Annotated in this window: 21 protein-coding genes and 3 pseudogenes; 3 read left to right on the top strand and 21 right to left on the bottom strand. The window is 34.4% G+C overall.

Translation table 11 applies throughout. From position 1 onward, the window contains the following. The first annotated feature begins 1,146 nt into the window (after positions 1–1,146). Positions 1,147–2,019: a glycine betaine ABC transporter substrate-binding protein gene (locus tag ACMZ42_RS18610; RefSeq protein WP_415732341.1), complete on the top strand. Its 873-nt coding sequence runs from the start codon at positions 1,147–1,149 to the stop codon at positions 2,017–2,019. A gap of 185 nt (positions 2,020–2,204) precedes the next feature. Here the strand turns inward: ACMZ42_RS18610 and ACMZ42_RS18615 are convergent, their stop codons facing one another. From ACMZ42_RS18615 to ACMZ42_RS18625, 3 genes are all read right to left on the bottom strand, one after another. Next, a complete protein-coding gene (locus ACMZ42_RS18615; RefSeq protein ID WP_370076794.1) occupies positions 2,205–3,461 on the bottom strand; it encodes an MFS transporter in 1,257 nt (418 codons plus the stop codon). 14 nt (positions 3,462–3,475) lie between these two features. Beyond that, on the bottom strand, positions 3,476–4,456 hold the full coding sequence (locus ACMZ42_RS18620) for an aldo/keto reductase (protein WP_415732342.1): 981 nt from the start codon (positions 4,454–4,456) through the stop codon (positions 3,476–3,478). A gap of 215 nt (positions 4,457–4,671) precedes the next feature. After that, positions 4,672–5,046, bottom strand: a complete 375-nt coding sequence (locus ACMZ42_RS18625) for a MerR family transcriptional regulator (protein ID WP_370076790.1) — start codon at positions 5,044–5,046, stop codon at positions 4,672–4,674. Between the two features lie 93 nt (positions 5,047–5,139). Here ACMZ42_RS18625 and ACMZ42_RS18630 point away from each other — a divergent pair, with 93 nt between their 5' ends. After that, complete coding sequence (locus tag ACMZ42_RS18630) at positions 5,140–6,306, top strand: MFS transporter (RefSeq protein ID WP_415732343.1); 1,167 nt, start codon at positions 5,140–5,142, stop codon at positions 6,304–6,306. A 306-nt stretch (positions 6,307–6,612) separates the two neighbouring features. Here ACMZ42_RS18630 and ACMZ42_RS18635 read toward each other — a convergent pair whose 3' ends face one another. The 14 genes and pseudogenes from ACMZ42_RS18635 to ACMZ42_RS18700 all read right to left on the bottom strand — a co-directional run bounded on the left by ACMZ42_RS18635 (position 6,613) and on the right by ACMZ42_RS18700 (position 19,081). Beyond that, entirely contained in the window at positions 6,613–7,377 is a 765-nt protein-coding gene (locus ACMZ42_RS18635) for an SDR family oxidoreductase (RefSeq protein WP_415732344.1), read from the bottom strand. 332 nt (positions 7,378–7,709) lie between these two features. Further along, positions 7,710–8,030, bottom strand: a pseudogene (locus tag ACMZ42_RS18640) (thermonuclease family protein); the annotation flags it as partial. A 103-nt stretch (positions 8,031–8,133) separates the two neighbouring features. Further along, positions 8,134–8,286 (bottom strand): annotated as a pseudogene (locus ACMZ42_RS18645) (ISL3 family transposase); the annotation flags it as partial. A gap of 465 nt (positions 8,287–8,751) precedes the next feature. Next, positions 8,752–9,354: a nucleotidyltransferase domain-containing protein gene (locus ACMZ42_RS18650; protein WP_415732345.1), complete on the bottom strand. Its 603-nt coding sequence runs from the start codon at positions 9,352–9,354 to the stop codon at positions 8,752–8,754. A gap of 170 nt (positions 9,355–9,524) precedes the next feature. After that, complete coding sequence (locus ACMZ42_RS18655) at positions 9,525–10,115, bottom strand: histidine phosphatase family protein (RefSeq protein ID WP_415732346.1); 591 nt, start codon at positions 10,113–10,115, stop codon at positions 9,525–9,527. 90 nt (positions 10,116–10,205) lie between these two features. After that, the gene (locus ACMZ42_RS18660; RefSeq protein ID WP_415732347.1) at positions 10,206–10,679 is read right to left on the bottom strand and encodes an 8-oxo-dGTP diphosphatase; all 474 of its coding nucleotides are present in this window, start codon (positions 10,677–10,679) and stop codon (positions 10,206–10,208) included. Positions 10,680–10,811: 132 nt separating this feature from the next. Further along, the gene (locus ACMZ42_RS18665; RefSeq protein ID WP_415732348.1) at positions 10,812–11,219 is read right to left on the bottom strand and encodes a GNAT family N-acetyltransferase; all 408 of its coding nucleotides are present in this window, start codon (positions 11,217–11,219) and stop codon (positions 10,812–10,814) included. A gap of 139 nt (positions 11,220–11,358) precedes the next feature. Further along, the gene (locus ACMZ42_RS18670) at positions 11,359–12,246 is read right to left on the bottom strand and encodes an aminoglycoside phosphotransferase family protein (RefSeq protein WP_415732362.1); all 888 of its coding nucleotides are present in this window, start codon (positions 12,244–12,246) and stop codon (positions 11,359–11,361) included. A gap of 386 nt (positions 12,247–12,632) precedes the next feature. Beyond that, positions 12,633–13,385 (bottom strand): ABC transporter ATP-binding protein, encoded by a 753-nt coding sequence (locus ACMZ42_RS18675; protein ID WP_415732349.1) that lies wholly within the window; start codon positions 13,383–13,385, stop codon positions 12,633–12,635. Continuing rightward, complete coding sequence (locus ACMZ42_RS18680) at positions 13,382–14,446, bottom strand: iron chelate uptake ABC transporter family permease subunit (protein ID WP_370076782.1); 1,065 nt, start codon at positions 14,444–14,446, stop codon at positions 13,382–13,384. Before ACMZ42_RS18680 ends, ACMZ42_RS18675 begins: the two co-directional genes overlap by 4 nt. Then, positions 14,443–15,459: an ABC transporter permease gene (locus ACMZ42_RS18685; protein ID WP_370076780.1), complete on the bottom strand. Its 1,017-nt coding sequence runs from the start codon at positions 15,457–15,459 to the stop codon at positions 14,443–14,445. Before ACMZ42_RS18685 ends, ACMZ42_RS18680 begins: the two co-directional genes overlap by 4 nt. Positions 15,460–15,478: 19 nt before the next feature. Next, positions 15,479–16,510: a siderophore ABC transporter substrate-binding protein gene (locus ACMZ42_RS18690; protein WP_370076778.1), complete on the bottom strand. Its 1,032-nt coding sequence runs from the start codon at positions 16,508–16,510 to the stop codon at positions 15,479–15,481. Between the two features lie 400 nt (positions 16,511–16,910). Beyond that, the gene (locus ACMZ42_RS18695) at positions 16,911–17,588 is read right to left on the bottom strand and encodes a response regulator transcription factor (RefSeq protein ID WP_415732350.1); all 678 of its coding nucleotides are present in this window, start codon (positions 17,586–17,588) and stop codon (positions 16,911–16,913) included. A gap of 962 nt (positions 17,589–18,550) precedes the next feature. After that, positions 18,551–19,081 carry a hypothetical protein gene (locus tag ACMZ42_RS18700; RefSeq protein WP_415732351.1) on the bottom strand — a complete coding sequence of 177 codons (531 nt, stop codon included), beginning with the start codon at positions 19,079–19,081 and terminating at the stop codon, positions 18,551–18,553. 666 nt (positions 19,082–19,747) lie between these two features. Between ACMZ42_RS18700 and ACMZ42_RS18705 the strand changes: the two are divergent. After that, a pseudogene (locus ACMZ42_RS18705) lies at positions 19,748–19,976 on the top strand (IS30 family transposase); the annotation flags it as partial. 92 nt (positions 19,977–20,068) lie between these two features. Here the strand turns inward: ACMZ42_RS18705 and hemH are convergent. From hemH to ACMZ42_RS18725, 4 genes are all read right to left on the bottom strand, one after another. Beyond that, positions 20,069–20,983, bottom strand: coding sequence for a ferrochelatase (gene hemH / locus ACMZ42_RS18710; RefSeq protein WP_415732352.1), 915 nt, complete (start codon positions 20,981–20,983; stop codon positions 20,069–20,071). Between the two features lie 222 nt (positions 20,984–21,205). Next, the gene (locus ACMZ42_RS18715) at positions 21,206–21,997 is read right to left on the bottom strand and encodes an ABC transporter ATP-binding protein (RefSeq protein ID WP_415732353.1); all 792 of its coding nucleotides are present in this window, start codon (positions 21,995–21,997) and stop codon (positions 21,206–21,208) included. Continuing rightward, entirely contained in the window at positions 21,984–23,012 is a 1,029-nt protein-coding gene (locus ACMZ42_RS18720) for a FecCD family ABC transporter permease (RefSeq protein WP_415732354.1), read from the bottom strand. Before ACMZ42_RS18720 ends, ACMZ42_RS18715 begins: the two co-directional genes overlap by 14 nt. Before the next feature lie 23 nt (positions 23,013–23,035). After that, a complete protein-coding gene (locus tag ACMZ42_RS18725) occupies positions 23,036–24,010 on the bottom strand; it encodes an ABC transporter substrate-binding protein (RefSeq protein WP_415732355.1) in 975 nt (324 codons plus the stop codon). Between the last annotated feature and the right edge of the window lie 28 nt (positions 24,011–24,038).

The raw sequence follows: 24,038 nt of genomic DNA on the forward strand, positions 1-24,038 counted from the left end.
ACATATTGCCAATAAACACTTCATTAATACTCTTTTAAACAACAATTACAGCTTATTTTCATCATATTCACTCATTTTGGGAAACTGTGAATATAGCCTCATGTTTTCAAGGTTATTTACACTATAACAAGCATTTTACAACAAACAAAATCACTTTTTGTTCGATTTCAAGCAAAACTTGATAATCCTATATTTCCATTCAAAACATCTATCTTTTGGGGTGTTTCAATTCTAGTTTTTCATCTTAAGACTTCATTTTTTGAGCTCATCTATTGGATTTCTATCGTGAAAGGGGGTGTTTCTTTACGCTTTTTCCTGAAATTTCGTCCATAGACTTTCAAGGTTAAATATAGAATTGAACACGTTGTCAAACAGAAAAGAGATGTATCAAATTATGATACATCTCCCATCATGGTAATACTTACAAACCAAGTGCTTTGTACATAAACACTGTAAATCCGTGCGCGTGTTACGTTTTCGTTTGGTCAAAAAAGTATCGTTTACATCGCCTAATGCAATGTCTTGATTTCTAATCTCTACTAACTTCCTGGCGTTACACCAAATGCGAGCAACATCATTTTTGCCATTTGGGCACGTGTTTTATGAGCATTTGTTGGTATCGGAATTTTACTGCTGTCGTTTGAATCAAAAGTAACGATGAAACTGCTTCCAATCATTTATCGCATAGCGTTATATCTTTTGAAACTACACATATGAGATTTTACTCAACTATCACTAATTATAAAATTGATAAAATCAAAATTTGTTAGTTTTCGAGCAAATTTTGATAATCTTTTTTGTTGCAATATTAAGTTTCGTCAGAATCAGCGCCATTTGGGCCTTTCACTAACTAAAGCCCAATGATATTTTATTTACTTTAGTAACCTCGAAATGTATCAACCATAGCAATAAACATTAAATACTCGCTTTACTCATCTGAATTCACCTGTAAAGCAACCTAATATATTTCCGCATTTTCCATAGATTCGAGGTAGATTTGGATAATTTCCCCCCTTCACAATGAGAGTTTAAACAATTTTTCTATTGAAGCCGATTTGACAAAAGTAACAACCTTTTGATAACTTTAAGTTGTTACTTGTTAATATTTAGATATATCTCATCCTATAATAAAGAGAGGGAGATTTTATGAAAGTCGGTAAATTATTAAAGATAGGATTGGCTTTAGCATTAATGTTCGTATTAACTGCTTGTAGCTCAGATGATGAAGGCACGAAAAACAAAGAAAAAAAGGACGTGAACTTAGCCTATGTTGAATGGGATACTGAAATTGCCTCAACAAACGTAGTAGGACAAGTTCTAGAGGATTTAGGGTATGATGTAACACTAACACCACTAGATAACGGAATTATGTGGGAAGCTCTTGCAAAAGGAGAAGTTGATGGTATGGTGTCAGCCTGGTTACCACAAACACATGCCCCACAAGTTGAAAAGTACAAAGATAGAATAGTAGATTTAGGTAAAAACCTTGAAGGTGCAAAAATTGGCTTAGTTGTCCCTAGTTATATGGATGTAAATTCTATCGCAGATTTAACAGATGAAGCTGGTAAAACGATAACTGGTATTGATCCAGGAGCAAATATGACAGCTACAACGGAAAATGCTTATAAAGAATATAGTAACCTTGAAGGTTGGAATGTAGTTACCTCATCAGCAGGTGCAATGACAGCAGCCCTTACTCAAGCTATTGCGAAAAATGAAGAAATCATCGTTACAGGTTGGTCTCCACACTGGAAATTTAACGCTTTTGATTTAAAATATTTAGACGATCCTAAAGGCATATACGGAGCCGAAGAATATATTGGTACATTTGCACGTAAAGGATTAAAAGAGGATAATCAGGGAGCGTATAGTGTTCTTAATAACTTCCATTGGACTCCGGAAGATATTGAAAGTGTAATGTTTGATATTATGAAAGGCGCTGATCCTAAGGAGGCCGCAAAAAAATGGATTAAAGATAATGAGGATAAAGTTTCAGAGTGGACAAAAGATGTAAAATAATACACATGATAGACTTTTATATACTCTGTCCAACAATTCGACTTTGAGATATATGAATTTCAGGCCCTACATATAATATCGTACAAAAGCTCACGCAAAAAGTTGGAGTACACTAGCGATGCACGTAATTAACATAAAAAGCTCCATTCACTGAGCAATCAGTAAATGGAGCTTTTTATATTATGTTAATACCTCCGGATGGAAATGACTCTCTTAAGTAAAGATACATAGGACTCTTGTCTAAACAAATGGAATTTTAAAATTAAACTATTTACTAAAAAGAGGAGACCAGCCAAAAAAATAACCCCTTTTATATGAATTATTCCACTTAAATATCCCCCAAGTAAAGGACCAATTAGATTTCCTAAAAATAGAGCACTATGATAATAACCAAATGTTAAACTTTCCATTTTTTCAGGTGCATTTTTTCGTATTAAACTTATGACCGATGGAAGCAGACCACCTATAAATATTCCCATTAAGAACCGAGCGAGCAGAAATAGCCATATAGAAGAAACTAAAGCTTGGGTAACATAACAAATAAAATTACCTAACAACGAAATTAACAAAATAATTTCAGAACCCACTTGATCTGCTTTCCTTCCTAAAATGGGAGAAAAGATTATAATAGAGAAACCCGAGATAGAAACCGCTAAACCTACCATCGTTGTTAAAAAGACATCATTGTTCCACATACTTTCTACATATGTAGCCAAAAATGGTGAAGTACTCATCGTTGAAAACTGAATAAGAAATCCAACTAGAAACAAAGTTCCAATTAGAGGTCCTTTCGTAATTTCCCGTAATTCGGAGAAAAAATTAATACGTCCTCTCTTAGGCGTCGGAATTTTCAATGTACTTGGTTCAGGTTTATTAATTTCTGTTAAAAAAAATAATATAAGTGCCCCTGAAATCAGTAACATAGCGCTAGACACATAAAGGATTTTATAAAATCCTATCCACTGTCCCAAAACTCCACCTATTAACGGCCCAAAAATATTCCCGGTATAAGCACCAGATTGAGCTATACCGAGCGCATAACCTATTTTTTCTTTAGGCGTATTCATTGTGATGAATGGAGAAGAGGCAGGGATAAAACCACCAAAAATCCCTAAGATAAAACGTAGAACTAATAAGTGCCAAGCTGTTGTGCTATAGGTCATTAAGAATGTGGCAAATGCCATTCCAATTGCTGAACGGATTAGTATAGTTTTCCTACTCGTTCGATCTGCAATCTTTCCCCATATCGGCTGAAAAAGAAAAGCGGATAAAAAAGTAGCTCCAAAAATCATCCCTGTCCAAAGCTGAATATCTGCTTGAGAGTGAACATCCAAATCACTTTTAAGATACACTGGAATAAAAGGTATTATTAAGCTAAATGCAGACATGACTAAAAATTGTGCAATGCTCAAAATATACATATTCTTTTTCCAAACTTCCAATTATATACCTTCTCTCACTGATTTAATAGTTTCATAGAATGTACAGGATATCTATCACCAGCTGCTGAACCTACCGGTATAGCTTTATCTATGAAATCCTTTACATCCTTTGGCAATTCAAAATCTATTGCAGCAATATTTTCTTTTAAGTAGGATCTCCTTTTTGTCCCTGGTATAGGGACGATATCTAATCCATTAGACATTAACCATGTTAATGCTAGTTGTGCCGGACTAATATTCAGTTGGTTTGCTATCTCTTCTAGCTGTCGAATCAAAGCAAGGTTTTGATTGAAGTTGCCTCCCTGAAATCGAGGTGCGTTCCTTCTAAAATCGTTCTCTACGAATTTATCGACTGACTTAATTTTTCCAGATAAAAAACCTCGTCCCAGAGGACTATATGGTACAACAGCGATATTTAGTTTACGGCAAAGTGGTAGTATTTCCTCTTCAATATCTCTAGTCCATATTGAATACTCTGTCTGTAATGCAGCTATAGGATGTACTTTTTGTGCTCGTTTTATCGTTTGAGAAGATACTTCTGAAAGCCCAATATGTCGTACTTTACCTTCCTCAACTAATTCCTTCATAGCACCAACTGTCTCTTCTATGGGAACGCTGGGATCTACACGGTGTAGATAAAATATATCGATGTAGTCAGTATTTAACCGTCTTAGGCTTGCTTCACAGGCCTTTTTTACATATTCCGGGCTACCGTTAATTTTAATTACCTTCCCACTCTCATCTCTTTCAAAAGCAAATTTGGTAGCTATGTTTATCTGTTGTCTGACATTTTTTAATGCTTGACCGACTAATTCTTCGTTTTTCCCCACTCCATATTGATCAGCTGTATCAAAAAAGTTAACACCGAGTTCTAAGGCGTAATGCAATGTAGCAATCGATTCCTCATCATTTTGAGTTCCATAGTATTCTGACATTCCCATACATCCTAATCCTAAGGATGAAACACTTAAATCTCCAATAGATCGATATTTCATTTTTTCTCCTCCAATCTTTCTTCAGCATGAAATTATATCGATTAGAGTGCACTCTAAGGCAAATGTATTTTTTCCCATTTCTCATAAAAAAAAAGACCTTTTAGAAAGGTCTCTAGAAACTTATATAATTATATTACAGATGTGTTGATTAACCGTTTTTATCCATTTAATTGTTTAGAAGACGCTGATTTCCCTAATCAACACGCCTGATTATATTACTTAACTTTTTCCTCCAAATTTTTATAGTAGTCAATTTTTTCATTAACCTTAATTAAACTATTTTCTAATTGCTTAATTTGGTTAAGAACGTTCTCTTGATGAGCTTCTAATAGTTCTCGTCTTTCAGTAACGGTAGAATCGCCTTGACGTCTTAGGTCTGCAAATTTTTTCATATCTCTTACAGGCATTTCTGTGTTACGTAACATAATAAGAAAGTCTATACATAAAATATCGCTCTTTGAGTATTTACGATATCCATTTTCATCTCTTTCAATCTCACATAAAAGACCAATATTTTCATAGTAGCGTAGAGTGTAAGAACTAAGACCCGTGATTGAGGATATATCCTGAATAGTTAATAATTTTTCCATATTTTTATTATAACACACTTGCTTTATAGTGCACTCTAAGGAGTATCTTTGATTCCAGATTCATTTTTTAATAGTTTTTAGGAGGAATTTTTAATGAATATTGGGATTTTTGTTTTAGCACTTGCCACATTTGTTGCTGGTACAGTGGAGTTGGTGATCGCTGGGATAATCAACATGATTGCAGAAGATTTACATGTTTCTGTAGGAGCAGTCGGTCAGTTAGTTTCAGTTTTTTCTTTGGTTTTTGCCTTTGGGGCTCCAGTACTTATTGCTTTAACTTCTAAAGTAGAAAAACGTAAATTACTGCTCATAGCAATGTTAACTTTTCTAGGAGGTAATATTTTATCTGTAGTTAGTCCGAATTTTACAACCTTATTAATAGCTAGAATTATTCTTGCAGCTAGCTGCTCTATCGTGGTTGTCACTTCCGTAACAATGGCTGCCAATACTGTTGCAACGGAATTAAGAGGAAGAGCTATTGGATTAATTTTTATGGGTTTAAGTGCATCATTAGTGTTAGGTGTACCATTAGGAACTATTATCGGTGAAAATTTCGGTTGGAGAATGACATTTGTATTAGTTTCAGTCTTAAGTATTGTTTCTATGGTAGGAATCATTAAGTTTTTACCTAAGGTTCCACCACAACCAGCCATTCCTTTACTTAAGCAAATAGCCACATTAAAAAGTAAAAAAATCGCATCAATCCAGCTCATATCAGTTTTGGAGCTGACTGGTCATTTCATAGTTTATACTTATTTCACGCTTTTTCTTAAAACAACAATGGGCTTATCAACAAATATGATTAGCATGGTCTTACTTGTTTTTGGTATAGCTGGAATAACAGGTGGTTGGATAGGTGGCTGGGCATCCGATAAATTTGGCGGAGCAAAAACTATACTCACATTTCTTATACTTTTTGCAGTTTCCTTGTTCCTATTACCTTATTCTACAGGATCAATGATCAGTTTATTGATTGTTGTCGTACTATACGGTGTGATGGTTTGGGCTCTTAGTCCAGCTGTACAAAATTATCTAGCTGAGTCTGCTCCCGATTCCTCAGATATCCAATTAGGTTTAAATACTTCATTTTTACATCTTGGAGTAGCTTTAGGTTCTGGTTTGGGTGGTTTACTTGTAGACTACTATTCTGTAACTATCAACACGTGGGTAGCTGGTATTATGGTAGTTTTAGCCTTAATCTCTGCTATTTATTCGCTAACAATAAACCGTAGAGAAAATTCTTCAATTCAGGGGCTATAACTAAAAGGATAGGAGGACGCCCTCATGCCCATTAAGCTAAGATTTTAAAGTACCCCCTAAATGGAAATTTTGTGTTTTTATATTACCGAAGTTTATTTTTATCGTTTTGGGGAACAACAGATTTTTTAACTTGCTAGCAATGCGGCAGGACCCCTATTTACAATAACAAACGAATTAAAGGAAAATAAAAAGGAATGAACCCTGTCCAATACAGAGTTCATTCCTCAGTAACTGCTTAAAATATGTGTCTAACTTTTTGGGGTCACTTCATTTGAAGATCCTTATAAATTCGTTATCTTGCAGGTTCTATAGATGAGATCCGCCACTTGCATCGAGCAATTGACCAGTTACCCAACGGCTGTCTGAGGAAGCGAGAAAGGCGGCAATATCTGCCACATCCTCGGGTTCTCCCCATCTGTTGAAGGTTGAAAGACCAGCCGCATATTTTTGTCCATCAAGGTTTTCCAAAGTCTCAGCATTCATCTCTGTATTAATAATTCCAGGCTGGATGGCGTTTACCGTAATATTACGGCTCCCTAGTTGTTTGGCTAGAAGACGCGTAAATGTGTCGATAGCACCTTTGGTCATACTGTACGTGAAGACACTTGGAGAAGCTGCACGTGTCACAAAAGATGAAATATTAATAATGCGTCCTCCATCTTTTAAACGTGGCAAAGCTTGTTGAGTAACAAAAAGTGGCGCTTTGACATTAATTTTCATTACCTCGTCAAATGATTCTTCCGTCGTCTCTTCTAAACTGATAATTTGACCAATTCCAGCATTGTTGACAAGAATATCGAATCCGTTACCGCCCATATATTCCCGAATAGTATCATCAAAAGTAGTAAATAAATCTTGAATGCCATCTAGAGTACTAAGGTCCGCACCAATCGCGCAAGCATTTCCTCCGCTTTGCTCGATCAGGTGAACAACTGCTTCTGCCTCATGTCGTCTTTTCCCGTAATGAACTACGACAAAGGCTCCCTCTTGTGCCAGACGCAATGCAATACTGCGGCCAATTCCTCGACTTGATCCTGTAACTAAAGCTATTTTGCCTGCTAACTTACTCATGCTTCCATCTCCTTGTTCAAACATAGTTATATTACATAGATAGTTATATCATGGAACATTATTTGAAATGTTGCTCTCCTATTCGGTTTCAAGGGGGCGATTGCTTCAGATAACTTAGTTCATCTCTTGGTTGCCAGCATTGCTTATATAAATCTTGAATACGTTTTTGACGATGTGCATCATATTGTTTAAATACTTGTTCAACATAGTTATTTCTTTTAATACATTTCGCCAAAACATTTATTTACTATTATATATTTTGAATAAAGAAAGGACTGTCCTCAAAAGGCATTTTTCATTGCCTTTTGGGACAGTCCCTTAATCGATCACTTTTATTTTAATACTTCCGGATGGAAACCATCTTTTTGGAAGTAATTTTGATGTGACCAAATATTTAATTTTTCTTTCTCAGCATCTTGCTGGATTTCTCTAAATTCATCCTCCAACGTATTGTTTGGTTTATGAATAAAGCGCACTGCTGCAAGTCCTTCTTTTAATAATGATTCCTGCAACATTACATCATCAATGAAGACATAGGTTAATAAGCGATCATAGTTATCTGTCTCTGGTCCAACATCGTAAACCGCTTCAACCTTTTTGGCGTGTTCTAACAATTTAATCGTATAGTCCTTTGCCTCTTTAGCATAAGGTTGAGCTTCACCTTTGTTATAGAAACAGCTTGTTGTGTTATGATCATAGGCTGTTTTTTGTTTCTAGTTCAAATGTTTAGGGGTGTAAACTTTCAGCACCTTTACCTCAATAAACTCTGATTTCTTTATACTTTAATTTCAATAAGATTTTTGCTCGAAAGTGATCGAAACGTCTAAAGCTATATGCATTCCGTCCCTTCACCTTTTGTTTTATTATTATGCCTTCCAAGAAGCCTTTTGAATAATAAAAACTAAAGCTATTTAAACTTTCTACTTTTCAGTTTTTCAATATTTGAATGGCTTTTAAGAATGCTGTAATTTTTATCTCTTTTACTTTATGGTAAAAAGCTAGTAATCAGTTCTTCACTTCAGCAATATCGCCCAAAAAAATATTATAAAAACCATTTTTTGCTCATAAACATAAAAAAACGACTTACCTATCATAGGTGAGTCGTCTGAAATTTTCACGTTCCCGAAATATGAGGGGGGTTCAGGTTCGTATTCATGAACTAGCAAACCTCTGGAGAAAAGTAGCTAAAGTTCATCCTCTCTACACTGTATTGTAGTCAAGGAACACTCTTTATATGATAATGATAATCATTTTCATTTGAAATGTCAACAAATAATCAAATAGATATTTATATTTATTCAGTAGCAATCTCCCACTTCAAGAAGTATTTAATTAACATTTGGCTCAATTTATATTTTGAATCATATTTCACACTTAGATATAATCAAGCCACGAATGACCAGTTGGAAATTGTCTTTTCAAAGTCATTTTTAGCCAATCCCTTTGTTCAGGCAGTAAATATGGAAGCATAATTTGTAAATCTTTAAAATCTTTTTCTCTAACCTTTGAGCTGCCACCTTTATAAAGGAGTTGAATCTCGGGTCTCAGGTAAGGTATCTCATCATCTGTTCTTAAAAATATTTCCTCTAATCTTCTTCGAATAGATTTTTCTCTCCTGTATATCCAGGATTGTTGCTCTGTCTCTACTAACATAATTTGAAAAGCCCAGGGAGAACTATTGCTTTTAGTAGCCCAGATGTCATTTGTGGTTTTTAAAAACTCGCCTTCTTGCCAAGGAACAAGTTTCCCATTCTCTGCTTTGTATAACATCCAATCACCTGACAAATGATTATAGGCAGTCAATTGTTCCTCTCGAAGTATTATTACATCTATATCATCATGTACCCTTGACTGTTTGCCTAAATGTAAATCTAAAGCCCATCCCCCTGCAATACCCCATTTAATTGGAATAATAGAAAAGAGCTTATAAATTTCTGTTACGGTGATTGATTCCCAATTATCTATATCTGTCCTCATATAAATGTCCTCCTCATAGCTTTGAAATAAAACTTGATTAAAAGTATGCTGCAAAAGTTGATTTTCGTTATAAAAACCCACCGTTTTGAAAAAAATTAACGGTGGGATTCTATTGATTAAATAGTGTGTTTTAATTAAAAGGTTGGACAAAATTTTTATCAAAGTTTATCTTATATATTCTCTAAATGATTCGTATCATTTATAAAGTGAATTACCTTTTCCTTATCAGTAAGTTCAATTAAACTAATTCCTGTATCTCCAATTTTAAAATAATAATCCATGTTGATTGGCATTTGGTAAAAAGCACGTAATATATTATTAATTACCCCGCCATGAGCAACAATCGCAATTCGTTCATATTTATTTCCTGTTACAATCTTAGAAAATATCGTTTCAATCCTCATTCGAAATTCTATGAATGATTCTCCATTTTCAAAACGGTCATGAAAAAATTTTGGCTCCGGATACTTTTTCGCTTCTTCAAAGGATAATCCAGCTTGTACACCATTATTAAACTCCATTAACTCTTCTTCCAATTGCACTGGGCACCCAATAGTTTCTCCTAATGTTTCAGCGGTTTCACGTGCTCTTTTTAACGTACTTGCCCATATAAAATCTGGTGGGAAATTATTTTTTACTTTTTGTGATAAACTTCCCACTTGCTTTCTACCTCTTTCCGTTAATTCAAAATCAGCTCTTCCTTCATGTACGTTTAAAATATCTGCTTCCGATTCCCCGTGACGAATTAATAGTATTTGCATGTCTTTTTCCCCCTATATCTTTTAAATCCCAAAAGTATAAAACTAAACTGCTCTATTGAACAATTGCCCTCGTTAGTCTAATAAGAAATTTTATGTGTTACGTATAGTAACCTTCCCTTCTTTATTTTCTTCGTGGTTCCATTCAACTTGAATCTCAAATGTTCCATCTTTAAAAAATAAAGGAAATCTTCTCCGTATCGATGTCTGCATAGGAAGTTTATATGCGTTCTCTATATCTACCCAAACAGGTTTCCCCTCAGGAGCATCTTTCAAAAGTTCACCCTCGAAATCCTTTGTTATGTAATTAAATATCATATATCTATCTTTAGCTACTGGATTAACATATTCATAAAGCCCTTTATAAATGAGGTTTCTAACTTCTAACCCGGTTTCTTCTTTTACTTCTCTGATAGCACTCTCTACAATACTTTCAGGAAACTCAACTTTACCGCCCGGTGGAATAAATCCTTTGAAATTGTCGTGCTGTCTATCCAGAAGTAAAACCTTCTCTTCACTTTGAATCATACAAACAGTCCATATTTTATAATTAATAGAATTACACATAATTCCCTCCATATTTTTTCATAAACATCACCATAAATATATGACCTTCTCAACTAAACTGCGTTAAGTAGAAAAAGGCTCTATTCCTTATTTGAAGTAAAGCTCCCGATAGTTGAAGAAGACTTAGTCCTATTAACTTTTTAAAATACATTGAAATCGTTCCACACCCGGATATTTTTCACCTAAACTCTTTATCTTAAATCCATAATTTTTATAAAAATTCACAGCATCTTTATCGGTTTCAGCAAACATAAAAGAAAAAGAATATTTTTCCAAAATAAAGCTAATCATTTTACTCCCAATACCTATTCCCCTACGATTTGGAGATACTACGATATGTTTTATTTCACAACAACTTGGACTTAAAAATTCTATTCCAATACAACCAGCAACCTCAGATTCAAGGTCATATCCATATAACTCTCTTACTGGAGATTGCATATATAATTCATATTCTTTCTCGACATTCTTTTCAGAGGTTGCGAAGGATAAAAGTTCTCTTACATTAGGTTGAATAGATGTCGATTTAATATCTTTCATAAAACACGTCCCTTCTTACATTAAACTGCACCGTCAGTTGAATAATTTAAGAGTAGATTTTGCTCATAAATAAAAACTGAACTAAATTTTATAAGTATTAGTTCAGTTTAAAAATATCCAATAGTAGACATATCCCCGTTTATAAACCTGTAACATTATCAATAGGTATGGACTTATACCATAATGGTTTATCCAAATTAAAATAGTCATGATCTGCTAAAATGAGATGAATTCTTTCCAATGCATCATCGAAAGATTGTTCATCATATTTTTTCGTCCATACAATCGTAGAGACGATATTCATCGCTGCATAAAGGGCATATATTCGCCAAAATGTATTGTCTGGAGATTCTGTAAAATAACCATCTATTTGTCCAATACAAAATGGGATACTATGTCTTCTGCTAAATAAAGAAAGATTATAAAAATCATGATAGGGGTCACCAAAATCATAGCCATTAAAATCAATTACGCCATTGTACGTGTTGTTTAGAACGATGATATGGCCCAGATGAAAATCATCATGGAGTAAAGTTATAGGTCGATCTTTAAGAAGGTGGAAATTGTTTTCAATAAAGTTTAATATTTTATGCTCTCTTGGCAGTTGATAGCTATCTTTTTTATATTCATTTAAGTAAAAGCTGAATTTCTTTCTTTGAGCTTCTTCCCAGTGTATCATTTGCAGGGCATGGTCATGTAGTTGATGAATTTTTCTTAATTCATTTCCAGCAGCAAGACCTATATTAAATTGCGCCACCTCAGAAAGATTCATCATGAATTCATCAGCAGGGTATCCTTCAATATAACTTAATACCATGACAGAAAGATTAGCCTCAATCAATAAAGTACATTCTATTGTTTTATGCGTTTGTACACCTTGTTTTTCTAATGCTTGAAGCAATGAAAATTCGATGGTTCGCTTTTCGTGATATTGTATGTCAGATACTCGTATAAAGTATTGATTTTGGCCGACGATAACTATGTATTTTTCATCTAGTGAGTATCCTTTCTCGACTTTTTTATAGATGAATACCCTTTAAGGCTCGATATGAGGTCTATTACACTTTCAATTAGCAAAGTCAATCCACCTTTCTCACAACAAATAAGAATGAAAATGATACTATACGGTCGAGCGACTATCAATATTATGTTATTTTGGTTTTGTAATCCTTTTTGATTACTCCTTGAAAAATGTCAGAGTATATTAAGATCACTAAACTTCTCGTTATGAAATACTTCAATTCATTATCGTGAGCAATGGCATTTGAAAAAGCTGCCACCTGTAAAATACAGACAGCAACTTCAACTAGAGTAGCTATTATGATCTATGCAAGCTACAGTAAATAATTTAATTCTCTATTAGTTATTTGGCATACTCATTTTTTGAGATGCTTCTTTTTTAAAACTTCGTAACTAATAAACAGCGAGTGGCCCATAAGGACCTTCGATAATTTCTATTTTTGTTTCGAAAATATCTGTCAAAATTTCCGAGTCCATAACTTCTTCTACTGTTCCAAAAGCGGCAATTTGTCCATCTTTCATAGCACAAATTCTATCAGAATATTTGGCTGCAAAATTTATATCATGCATCACAGTCAGAATTGTTCTTCCAAATTCATTAGCCGCACGTCTCAAATGCTCCATCATTTGAACAGAACGAGCAACATCAAGATTGTTCAGAGGCTCGTCCAAAAGTACATATTCAGTCTCTTGGCACAAAACCATTGCTACATATGCCCTTTGTCTTTGACCACCAGAAAGCTCATCTAAATATCTATTCTCTAAATCAGTTAAGTCTAAAAAATCGATATATTTAGAAATAATAACTTCATCTTCTATAGTTAACCTTCCCTTTGAATAAGGAAAACGTCCAAATCCAACTAGTTGTCTAATAGTAAGCCTAGTTACAAAATGATTTTCTTGGCGCAATATAGTCAAAATTTTTGATAAGTCTTTCGATTTGGATTCGGAAACATCCATATTTGCCACCTGAATTTGACCTTCCTCCATATCCAACAGTCTTCCAATCATCAAAAGTGTCGTAGACTTTCCAGCGCCATTTGGGCCAATTAAAGAAGTAAAACCCGCTTTTGGTATTTCAATATCCAAAGGTCCTATTTTTACCTCATCCGTATAGAACTTTTTAACATTATCAATTTTTATCATAAAGCCCTCTTCCTTAAAACTACAGTTAAAAATATTATTCCACCAAATAATTCGATAATAACTGATACTACACCTTGAGCATGGAATACATGATACATCAAAAAGTATGCACTCGTTATTATCAAAAATCCTATAGCAAGAGCCATTGGAAAAATATATCTATGATCATAAGTTGACGCCGCCTGATAGCTCAAAGTTGCTACTAAAAAGCCATAGAAAGTAAGTGGTCCAATCAAAGCTGTTGAAATAGACATCAAAATAGCAACTAATACAAGAGTATAAATTACATTAGATTGATATTTAACTCCAAAAGAAGTAGAAACATCCTTTCCTAGTGACAATATATTTAGATTCTTAGAATGAGCAAGAAGTAATATTGCTACAATTATTACTATAGGAATTACAATAGGAAAATATGCAGAATCTGCATTATTAACAGAACCAAACAATCTTGCCTGTAAAATATCAAATTCAGAAGGCGCAAGTAGTCTTCTCATGAAAGTTGACACAGAATTTAGCCCAGTGCCAATAATAATTCCAACTAAAAGCATAAGTTGTAGATTCCCGTATTTACCAGAAAGTAGCCATCCATAAAGGATCAAGCTCATTAAGACCATAACAACAACTTGAAATAAAAATGATCCAATCCCAGTAAAATTTATCAATGCACTAGCCCCAAAGAAAAATATAGTACTAGTTTGAATTGTTGAGTAAAGTGATTCGAAACCTAAAAGCGAAGGAGTTATAATCCTATTATGCGTAATGGATTGGAAAGCAACAGTCGACAAGCTCTGACAAACTGCAGCAATAATCATTGCAACAAGAGCTACTATCCTTCTCTTAACAACTGGGATAAAAGAAGGTGAATCAATCGGAACTGGATTGTTATAAACTAAAAGTCCATATGAAGAAAGGATGCCAAAAGCAATCAATGTTATTAGCAAAATCCAATAACGCCTTTCTTCCTTCTTAGAACGAAAAGCCCTAGCTGATCTATTTTTATTATGAAGGCTAGAATCGATTTCGACATTTTCTTTATTTCTATATTCCAATGTGCTCATCGTAGCCTCCTTGGTTTTCTTTGTCTCAATAAGATAATAATAAACACGACTGACCCCACTGTTCCAAGTATTAAAGAAACAGGTACTTCAAAAGGCATTATAATTGTTCGAGAAATTATGTCACAGGCAGTTATAGTCCCCATTCCTATCAAACATACCCAAGGTAAATTACTCCTAAGATCATCACCTCTATACATTGAAACAATGTTTGGGACAATTAAACCCAGGAAAGGTAAGTTTCCAATGACAGCTGCAACAATTCCAACTGCAAAAGAAATGAGAACAGTACCAAAAAGAACAATCCTGTTGTAATTAACGCCAAGGCTTGTTGCGACATCTTCTCCTAGTCCAGCTAAAGTCAATCTATTAGCATAAATAAAAATAAACAAAGTAACGATAACAATTAGCCACAAATATTCATATCTTCCCACCTGAACAGGCGCAAAAGAACCTACAAACCAAGTTTCAATACTTTGTGTCATTTGAAAAAGAAGTCCCATAAAAGTGGACACTGCAGAAATAACAGCTCCAAGCATCAATCCAATAATCGGGACAATTAAAGACGAGCGAAGTTTAACTCTTCTTAAAAATAAAAAGAAAATCATAGTTCCTATAAAAGAAAAAATGATTGCACCAGTCATTCTTAGCACTAAAGTCGGAGCAGGAAATAATAAATAAACGAAAAGCAGCCCTAAACCTGACCATTCAATAGTCCCTGTTGTAGTAGGTTCAACAAAACGATTCTGTGTGATCAGTTGCATTACGAGTCCTGCCATTGACATTGCAGCTCCAGTAAGCATTAATGCAGCTGTTCTCGGAACACGAGTTATGAAAAACATTTCCATTCCATCCTCTTGTCCACGTATATCATACACTCCAGTAAACAGTGATATAATGCCTAGAATAATAACAACTATAATCGCTAATATAAAAGGTTTTGTCCATATCTTATTGTAGTTATAAAACTGGGGTTGAGAATTTATCTCAACCCTAGAAGTTACATTTTTCAGCACTATTTTATACCCCTTTACATTACTTAGCTTTAGCTAAAGTATTTGCAAGGTTTTCAAACAACTCTGTATAAGTTTGAATTGATTCATTTGTGTAAGTATCTGCTGGTGCATAAACAATATGTTTTTTAGAAACAGCAGTTGTTTTTTGAAGAGCAGGTGCGTTAGCAATAACATCCTGAGCAGGAACTGAATCTTCTTCACCAGATATTGCAGCATCACGATCTAATACGAAAAGCCAATCAGGATTACTTTGTGCAATAGCTTCAACAGAAACTTCATCACCTTTATGATCTGATGTAGAATCAGCAACTTCTAATGCTGGAGCCCAACCGAAAATTTCATACATCGGTCCCCAAACACGTCCAGAATGAGGAGCTGAGAAACCAATATCCCCACCACCAACGATAACACTCATAACTTTATCTTTTCCATTATAAGCAGATTTAGCATCTTCGATAACTTTATCAAAATCAGCTACCACTTGTTTAGCTTCTTCATTTTTATCGAAAATTTTTCCTAAAGCAATTGTAGAATTTTTAAGTCCATTTACTAAGTTTTCCCCAGGCGTAGCAGTTTCCTCAGAAACATCTACATTAAGATCAATAACAACTGCATTTGGTACTAATTTTTTGATCTCTTCGTAATAACCAGCAAATCTTTGACCAACGATTACAAGTTCAGGGTTTGCAGCTGCAATAATTTCAAGATTTGGTTCGCGGTGATTTCCAATATTTTTAACTGAATCGTCCTTTACATATGGTGAATCCGCAGGCATTACATCCTTTGGAACAGCTACTAAGTCAATGTTCCAATCAGCTAAAGTTTCAAAAGTTCTATTATCCAAAGCAACTACATTCTTTGGGTTTACAGGGACAGTAACAGTTCCATGAGCATCAGTGATTTCAACTGTCGTAGGCTTAGCAACCTCTTCGCTTCCATTATCTTCATTAGACTTTGACTCTTCATTAGTTTTATTACTTGAACAAGCTGCTAACATCAAAGTCAAAACTGCTAAAATTCCAACTAATTTTAAAAACATAGATTTTTTCATACATATACTCCTTATGTAATTTATTTTGAAAACGATGAAGTCTATAGATTGAATTGGATAATAATCGCTAACCATCTCAATTGCTATTGATAATCATTTTCATTTAATCGTTCTGTGAATCAGTATAGTCTTTAATTATGTGAAAATCTTGTGAAAGATATAAGTTTATAAAGAAAGTTGCTTTCAAGCATGAATTGGCTACAAAAAAAGTAATACGTGAAGTATCCTTTTTATAGTTTCCGTCTCTTTAAAATATCTACTAGAAACTGTTTGATTATCAGATTTAATAGAACAAAAAAACGAGCAAAACAGGATGAAACTGTTTATACTCGTGTTTTCTCGATTATGTTAGATATTGATTATTGTGACAAATTGTACTTTACCTCTTATCTTATTTTTACTATTCAATCATTGAATAGCCCCTACCATGGATTGTTTGAATATACCGGTCTTTCTTCTCGCACCTTAGCTTTTTTCTTAAATACCCAATATATAAATCCACTACATTTGGATTGACTGCTACGTCATATCCCCAAACCTGATTCAAAAGCATTTCACGGCTTAATACTTTATTTTTATTCTTGGTTAAAAATAAAAGTAAGTCATACTCACGCTTAGTAAGCGGGAGATTTTCGCCACCTTTTGTCACAATATTGCGGGATGCATCAACGAAGAGATCTTTAAACCGAAAGAAAGTAGTCTCGATTGGCTGGATACGGTCCCCTCTTCTTAAAATAACTTTTATCCTTGCTACTAATTCTTCTTTCACAAATGGTTTTCTTATATAATCATCTGCTCCTGCTTGTAATCCTGCTATGCAATCCTTGCTGGACACATTATCGGTCACAATGATTATCGGTGTCGTTTTAACAGCCCGTATTTGTCTGCAAATTTCCGGTCCAGGTATACTTAACGAATCCCAATCCAATATGATAATATCCCAATCTTGCTCATATACTATATTTAACCCTTTGTTTTCATTGTGAAGTGTTAAAATGAAATAGCCTTCTTGCTTTAGGCCGCTTACGATTTTCTTTGCTAAAGACCGTTCATTCTTAATTACCAACACCTGCTTCACCTATGGTTCACCTCTAATTCATTTCATAAAATAATTTATTACAAAAAAGAATATCGAATTTATAAATCTTAAATTTCTAAAAAAACTATTATAACAACTTATCAGGATATATTCGGGGGAATTTACAATAAATATGTATAAAATAACAAATTACGGAATTGAACCGAAGAAAAGCTTCAGTTATTTAACCAAAATATTGGCGAATCTTTTGACAGAAGTTTATTAGACTTTCAATATGCTTGGAGCTGGACTATCCATTAAAGATCAGGTTACTTCAATTATAATAGTGAATTTTACTTTACTAGATTGTTTAATAAAGTAACCGGAATACCGCCAATAGTATATGTCAAAAGAAACTGATTTAAAATTGGTATTGCTCCAAGGTTTAGACTTCAAGTTAATCTAGTAGCAGTAGTTGATTGTTATAAACACTAGGAGATGGACAAGACGATTATGAGAGAAGATTGGCTTTACAATTAAAAGAATTGCGTGAAGCAAAACTAGATTTATTGGTGAATTTTTACATTAAATTCAGAATGAAACCTTTAAACAAATAACTTCTACAGTAATATTTGACCATTGTTTAGAATGGCGTACACCTTTTCAAAGTTTGTTTACTGCAAACACATTAAGTTTAAAATGTAGAAATTTACTTTTAAAATTAAAAAACCCGTCGTTTTGAAAATAGCCTAATCAAAATGAGTGGGTTCGATTTAATATAATTATATTTTAATATAAATCACTTTAAATATCTTGCTTCAAACATATATTGATCGTTTAATTTACCACTTTCAAAAATTAAGAAATGACTCTAACATCCCAGTTCTCCATGTGATCTCTATTACTGACATGTCCCAACTGCCTGGATAGTTCTTTTATATTTTTCTTTAAAGGTTTCCCGAATTTCTCTTCTAAAATATTTTGTAAGCCAAATAACCACTTCTAAATCATCCGTAATTTCATTAAACCTTTTTTGATTCAAAGTACAATTTTAAATTACTTTTTCTTAATTTATTGGCCTCTTTAATTAAGTCAATTTTTTTTTGATGTATTTTTTTTAGTGAGCTTATTGCATTTTCTACAATTGCCGGAGCATCGTTTCCTAAGTTAGGGAAATTTTGATTTAAAAATTCATATAAAGCTTTTTTTTCAATATTGGATGGAACGCTAGGTGCTAGAGGCAACTCGAATGGTGATTTGCTATTTGCCAATTGTTGAGGAGTATTATATATAAACTGAAAGGCATTTTGTAGCATCCTTCTATTCCTTTCATCAGTCACCTCATACCCCCCTTGTGAGTCAAGAGTAATTCGGTCAAATTCAACCATTACTAGTTTATCTGGTTTTCTATTTTTCGTTCTGTAGTACAGCATAACCTTTAAAACATCCTGCTCTGAAAGCTCCTTTATTTCTTTGAATCTCCCATTTTTAGGATTGGGAACCTTAAAAATTTTATTTTCTTCAGAAATATACAACCACTTTATACCACCCATAATCAATCCTCCTAAAACAACAAGAACATTAGTTCTCTTTCGAGTTATAATGAACAGCAGTAAAAAGTTCAAAATATAAATAACTTATTTGACTTTTAACTATACAAAACTTTCAAATAAATGAAACTATACTGCAAGCATTTAATAAACCTTCATAAAATCAATGTTTTTGGAAAAAAATCCACGAGTTAATACCCCATGGATTTTCTACTTAAGTGAAGTTGAATTAATTAAACGCTTCTAATTTATTTTGCGATTTTCATTTTCTAAGATTGGATACCACTATCTGCTTGATACTAAGCATCTAGATCTAAGTAATATATTTTTCCATTATTAGCTGCATTTTTCTGAACGACATCACTTTCAATAATGGTCTTTGTACCAGTTTCAATATCAGTTTGAATGCTCTATGGAGAAGTATAGCCATATCTTCTGTGAAAATCCTGTGAGTCTCTTTCGGTAAAGGAAAATAAAGGTATTATTAATCGAAAGACTGCAACTCTTTTATCGTTGGTTCAAATCCATCCAGCACCTTAATCCTGATTAACATATTTAATCACGCAGCACCTCCTAGTATGATGAACCTATCAATCAAAGGGGGTACTTTTCATATACCAAGCAACGATTGTCCCCCATATACAGTCACTCTATCAACCGTTCTCCGTCAAAAAAGGAAAGCGCCAAAAGCCCCGTGAAACAAGAGGAAGATTTAACATTGGTACACCCATTTCTAAACGCCCAAAAGAAGTACGTAAACGTGAAACCTTTGGACATTGGGAATTAGATACAGTTGTATCTAGACGTGGGAAAGCAAAAGGTTGTGTAGCAACATTTATTGAGCGAATGACACGGTGGTATGTTGGGCTTTTTGATACCGGATCGCTCAGCTCAATCTACTTTTTACAAATTATCAATCAATATTAAATGGTCAGTCTTTTTTATAAATTATCGAACTTTATTTAGCAGCTGCCAGACATGATTGGCTTTTTAGCGCATTTCTGCTGGAATAAATGATTCGACAATGGCAGCTAAAGCTTGAATGGTATCGTAGCTATCAGCTGGAAATTCTGCTTGGGCAAAGTCAACTTGAAGTTCTTCACAAATTTTTTGACAGTCAATTCCGATTTCAAAATAGGTCTCAATATCTGCAGAAAGCGAAAGAAGTTCGCATGTGACGAAACCCTGAGCACCCTCTTCATATAATGTATAAATCATATCTTTTACATCTGGGCTAAGCCAGTCAACTTTACCATGACCACTTCGATATGTAATATGCCAGTTGTCTATTTGAGTGGCTTTTGAAATGGCTTCTGATAATTCGGAAAACTGGCGTACGTATATTTCGTTACGTTCAGGATTAATAGGCTGACTATGCACAGTATATAAAACATGAGTCTGAGATCGTTTTTCAGCAGGAATCCATTCGTAAGCACGTTGAATGCGATCTTTATAAACAGCCAGTAATTCAGAGTTTAAATGCCAACTTTTCGCATGAATGACAGTAACATCATGAGAGGCTAGTAACGTACTTACTTCATCATAAAACGCGCCAGCACCTGTCAAAGACATAATCGGATTCACAGGTAGCGTAATGAATGTTGTGATTCCGTCTTCAATCATTGTTTCAACAACCTCTGGAATGTAAGGTTCAGTATGTTTGTATGCGTTATATACTTTTACAGTCTGTGTTAAGCGCTGCTGTAAAGCATGTTCCAACCCTTTAGCAATACGGCTGGTATTTGCTGCTAATGGATCAGCACCACCTAATTTTTTAAATTGTGTTGTAATTTTTTCAATCATTTGGGGTGGTGGCGTTTTACCGTTCATAATATGTGAAAAATAAGGTGTAACATCGTCTAAAGATTTCGGGGCGCCATAAGCGTAATAAATTATACCTATCATTTATAAGCTCCTTTACTTTATTGTACTAAGTTGATTTTTAAGCTTTTTTCCTATTCCTTCTTAATAAACTAAAAATATTGTTTAGTGCAGCATTTATATTCGTGTATATAGACCTGGCTAAAATAGCTTTTACTTTAATTCAGGTGATGTTTGTTGCAGTTGCTCAATAGATTTTAGGATACTATTTCTATACAGAAATATCCTTTGATCATAGGAAACACATTATTTACAAGGAGGATTTGAGTACAATTTTACCGGGGTAAAGATTGGATTTCCGCCTTGCATATAAATTTCAGCATCAATTTCAAAAATTGATTGGAACATTTCTTTACATAATACACAATGTGGTGAATCATCATAATGTATTTTCCCTTTCTTTAGTACAATCAGACGTTCGCTATTTTGTGCAGCTTGGTTAATATCATGTAACACCATTATAACGGTCATCTTGTATTTACGATTTAACTCTTTTATGAGCTCCATCACTTCTAATTGGTGTGCAATATCTAGATATGTTGTTGGTTCATCTAGTAGCAACACTTTGGGATGCTGTGCTACAGTCATTGCAATCCAAGCACGTTGGCGTTCTCCTCCAGACATAGAAGGCAATACCCGGTTTTGTATGTGTTTCAATCCAGTTACTTCAATTGCCCAATCGACAATTTCTATATCCTCTTTTGACAGGACCGTTTTCCCTCCGCTATGCGGATGACGCCCAAACTCTACTAACTCACGCACAGTTAAATCTAATTGATGACTATTCATTTGTGGAAGCATCGTTAGTGTTTTAGCCACTTCTTTAGACTTCATTTCATGAATGTTTCGCTCATCTAAATATACTGTACCGCTATTCGGTTTTAAAAGACGTGAAATCACACGTAATAAGGTTGATTTCCCCGAGCCATTCGGTCCTATTAAACTAACAACTTCTCCTTCATGGATTTTCAAGGTAATATTATCTAACCGAAAATTGGTGAACTCATGTTGATAATTAATGTGCTCAGTTCGTAGCAATGGAATTCCCCTTTCTATGAATTAAATAGAGGAAATACGGTCCTCCGATAAATGCTAGTAAAATGCCAACAGGAACCTCAATAGGATCAAATATGGTTCTCGCAATTGTATCAGCGAAAACAACAAGGAAGCCACCAGCCAAAGCTGAACTAGGTATTAGATACTTATGATCTCCACCGATAATCAGTCGTAAAATATGCGGTACAACTAAACCAACGAAACCAATTAAACCAGCAACACTTACTGCAATCCCTGCTAATAACGTACTCAATACAATTAAAAAGAATCGACTTCGTTCAACATTGTGTCCTAAAAGGCTTGCCATTTCATCTCCTAGACGCATTATACGAATATGCTTGATTGCAAAAATTGATAATATAATTGCTACAATGACATAGTAAATAATCATATTAAATTGCACCCACCCAATACCTGTTAAACCTCCAGACAACCATGGCAGTACGGATTGTACACGATCGCTATAAAGAATCATTAGTGCATTTGTTCCTGCACCGCAAAGTGCATTAATGGCTACCCCTACTAAAATAATTCGCATTGGAGATGTACCGCCTTTTTTCACCGATAATGAATATACAATCATTGCAGCTACAAAAGCACCTAAAAAAGCTGCAATAGGTAAATAGATAATATAGCCAGGAAACACAACCATAACTGCTACAGCCATAATTCCAGCACCAGAAGTAATCCCAATAACCCCTGGATCAGCTAATGGATTTTGCATGACACCTTGTAAAATCGAACCTGCAATAGCCAAACAAACACCAACAATGATACCCGTTAATATACGGGGCATACGGATTTCCCATACGATTCGTCGTGCCATTGTATCTTCTGAACTAAAAATCCCACTAAACACTTCACTTACTGAAAACGAAACCTGCCCTATCATAAGGCTACCGACACTCACTATGACTAAGAGTAGCGGTAATACAATTAGCGCCATTCTTCGTTTCTTAGCAAGAGGGTGTGCATATTTTTCCTCTTCTGCTATCATCGTTATTTCCCCACTATAAAAAATTATTTCACTGCTTCGTCTGCTGTCTTTAAAACGCCACGCATATAGTCAATGGCTTCTACGACTTGCGTGCCAGGATTGTCAAACAATTCTGCTGGTAAAATGATGATTTGATTATTTTTTACTGCATCAAGATTTTTCCATGTTGCATTTTCTTTCAATTGTTTTTCAAAACCTTCTTTTACTATCGCTGGATTCGCGTGTGTAATTAACATGATGACTTTTGGGTTACGCTCAACAATTTTCTCTACACTTAAATTTGCGTAAGTTGGATATTTATCTGTCGCTGGTAAATCAGCTGCGATATTTTTACCACCTGCTTTATTTAAAATATCTCCGTATAACGAATTATCAAGCGCGGCTAAATATGTACCTGGTGCTCCGTAAACGATTAGAGCATCTAACGTTGATTTTGTAGCACCTTCTGTAATTTTCTCATCAATTTGTGCAACTAATTTTTCTGCTGTTGCTGTGTTATTAAATAACACTCCATACTTTTTAATCGTTTTTTTAATATCATCTACTGAATTCATGTTTGAGTAGACAATTTTCGTACCTGTTGCTTCTACCGTTGTAGCGAAACGCTGGAAGCTTGGTGGCACAATAAGTATTTCCGCTTTCAATGCAGCAATTTGCTCAAATGATGGTTCATGTGGGCTACCTATCTCTTGAATCGCTTCTACTTCTGCCTTCATATCGGAAGTAATCGTTGGTCGACCAGTAACGTTTGCACCTAACTCAAGCAAAATATTCATCATTCCTGGATTTAGCGTTGCAACTGAACCCGGCATTGCTTCAAACTCATGCTTATTTCCAAGATCATCTATTAATGTTACCGTTTCCCCAGTTTCAAGTGGTTGTTGTTCCATTTCTACTTGGTCTGTTGAAGTATTAACATCTGCTGTTTTACTTTCCTCTCCACATGCTGCTAATGATAATGCTAACGCACCTACTAACAGAAATTTAAACTTCTTCATTTTAACTACCAACCTTTTCTTTTTATTA

The organism is Lysinibacillus sp. NPDC056185, assembly GCF_047737915.1.
In the GTDB taxonomy this organism is placed as follows: Bacteria; Bacillota; Bacilli; order Bacillales_A; family Planococcaceae; genus Lysinibacillus.

Excerpts from the sequence above, each read along its gene's own strand:
- ACMZ42_RS18610 (WP_415732341.1), top strand. The coding sequence starts at position 1,147 with ATGAAAGTCGGTAAATTATTAAAGATAGGATTGGCTTTAGCATTAATG.
- ACMZ42_RS18620 (WP_415732342.1), bottom strand. The coding sequence starts at position 4,456 with ATGAAATATCGATCTATTGGAGATTTAAGTGTTTCATCCTTAGGATTA.
- ACMZ42_RS18625 (WP_370076790.1), bottom strand. The coding sequence starts at position 5,046 with ATGGAAAAATTATTAACTATTCAGGATATATCCTCAATCACGGGTCTT.
- ACMZ42_RS18630 (WP_415732343.1), top strand. The coding sequence starts at position 5,140 with ATGAATATTGGGATTTTTGTTTTAGCACTTGCCACATTTGTTGCTGGT.
- ACMZ42_RS18635 (WP_415732344.1), bottom strand. The coding sequence starts at position 7,377 with ATGAGTAAGTTAGCAGGCAAAATAGCTTTAGTTACAGGATCAAGTCGA.
- ACMZ42_RS18650 (WP_415732345.1), bottom strand. The coding sequence starts at position 9,354 with ATGAGGACAGATATAGATAATTGGGAATCAATCACCGTAACAGAAATT.
- ACMZ42_RS18655 (WP_415732346.1), bottom strand. The coding sequence starts at position 10,115 with ATGCAAATACTATTAATTCGTCACGGGGAATCGGAAGCAGATATTTTA.
- ACMZ42_RS18660 (WP_415732347.1), bottom strand. The coding sequence starts at position 10,679 with ATGTGTAATTCTATTAATTATAAAATATGGACTGTTTGTATGATTCAA.
- ACMZ42_RS18665 (WP_415732348.1), bottom strand. The coding sequence starts at position 11,219 with ATGAAAGATATTAAATCGACATCTATTCAACCTAATGTAAGAGAACTT.
- ACMZ42_RS18675 (WP_415732349.1), bottom strand. The coding sequence starts at position 13,385 with ATGATAAAAATTGATAATGTTAAAAAGTTCTATACGGATGAGGTAAAA.
- ACMZ42_RS18680 (WP_370076782.1), bottom strand. The coding sequence starts at position 14,446 with ATGAGCACATTGGAATATAGAAATAAAGAAAATGTCGAAATCGATTCT.
- ACMZ42_RS18690 (WP_370076778.1), bottom strand. The coding sequence starts at position 16,510 with ATGAAAAAATCTATGTTTTTAAAATTAGTTGGAATTTTAGCAGTTTTG.
- ACMZ42_RS18700 (WP_415732351.1), bottom strand. The coding sequence starts at position 19,081 with ATGGGTGGTATAAAGTGGTTGTATATTTCTGAAGAAAATAAAATTTTT.
- hemH (WP_415732352.1), bottom strand. The coding sequence starts at position 20,983 with ATGATAGGTATAATTTATTACGCTTATGGCGCCCCGAAATCTTTAGAC.
- ACMZ42_RS18720 (WP_415732354.1), bottom strand. The coding sequence starts at position 23,012 with ATGATAGCAGAAGAGGAAAAATATGCACACCCTCTTGCTAAGAAACGA.
- ACMZ42_RS18725 (WP_415732355.1), bottom strand. The coding sequence starts at position 24,010 with ATGAAGAAGTTTAAATTTCTGTTAGTAGGTGCGTTAGCATTATCATTA.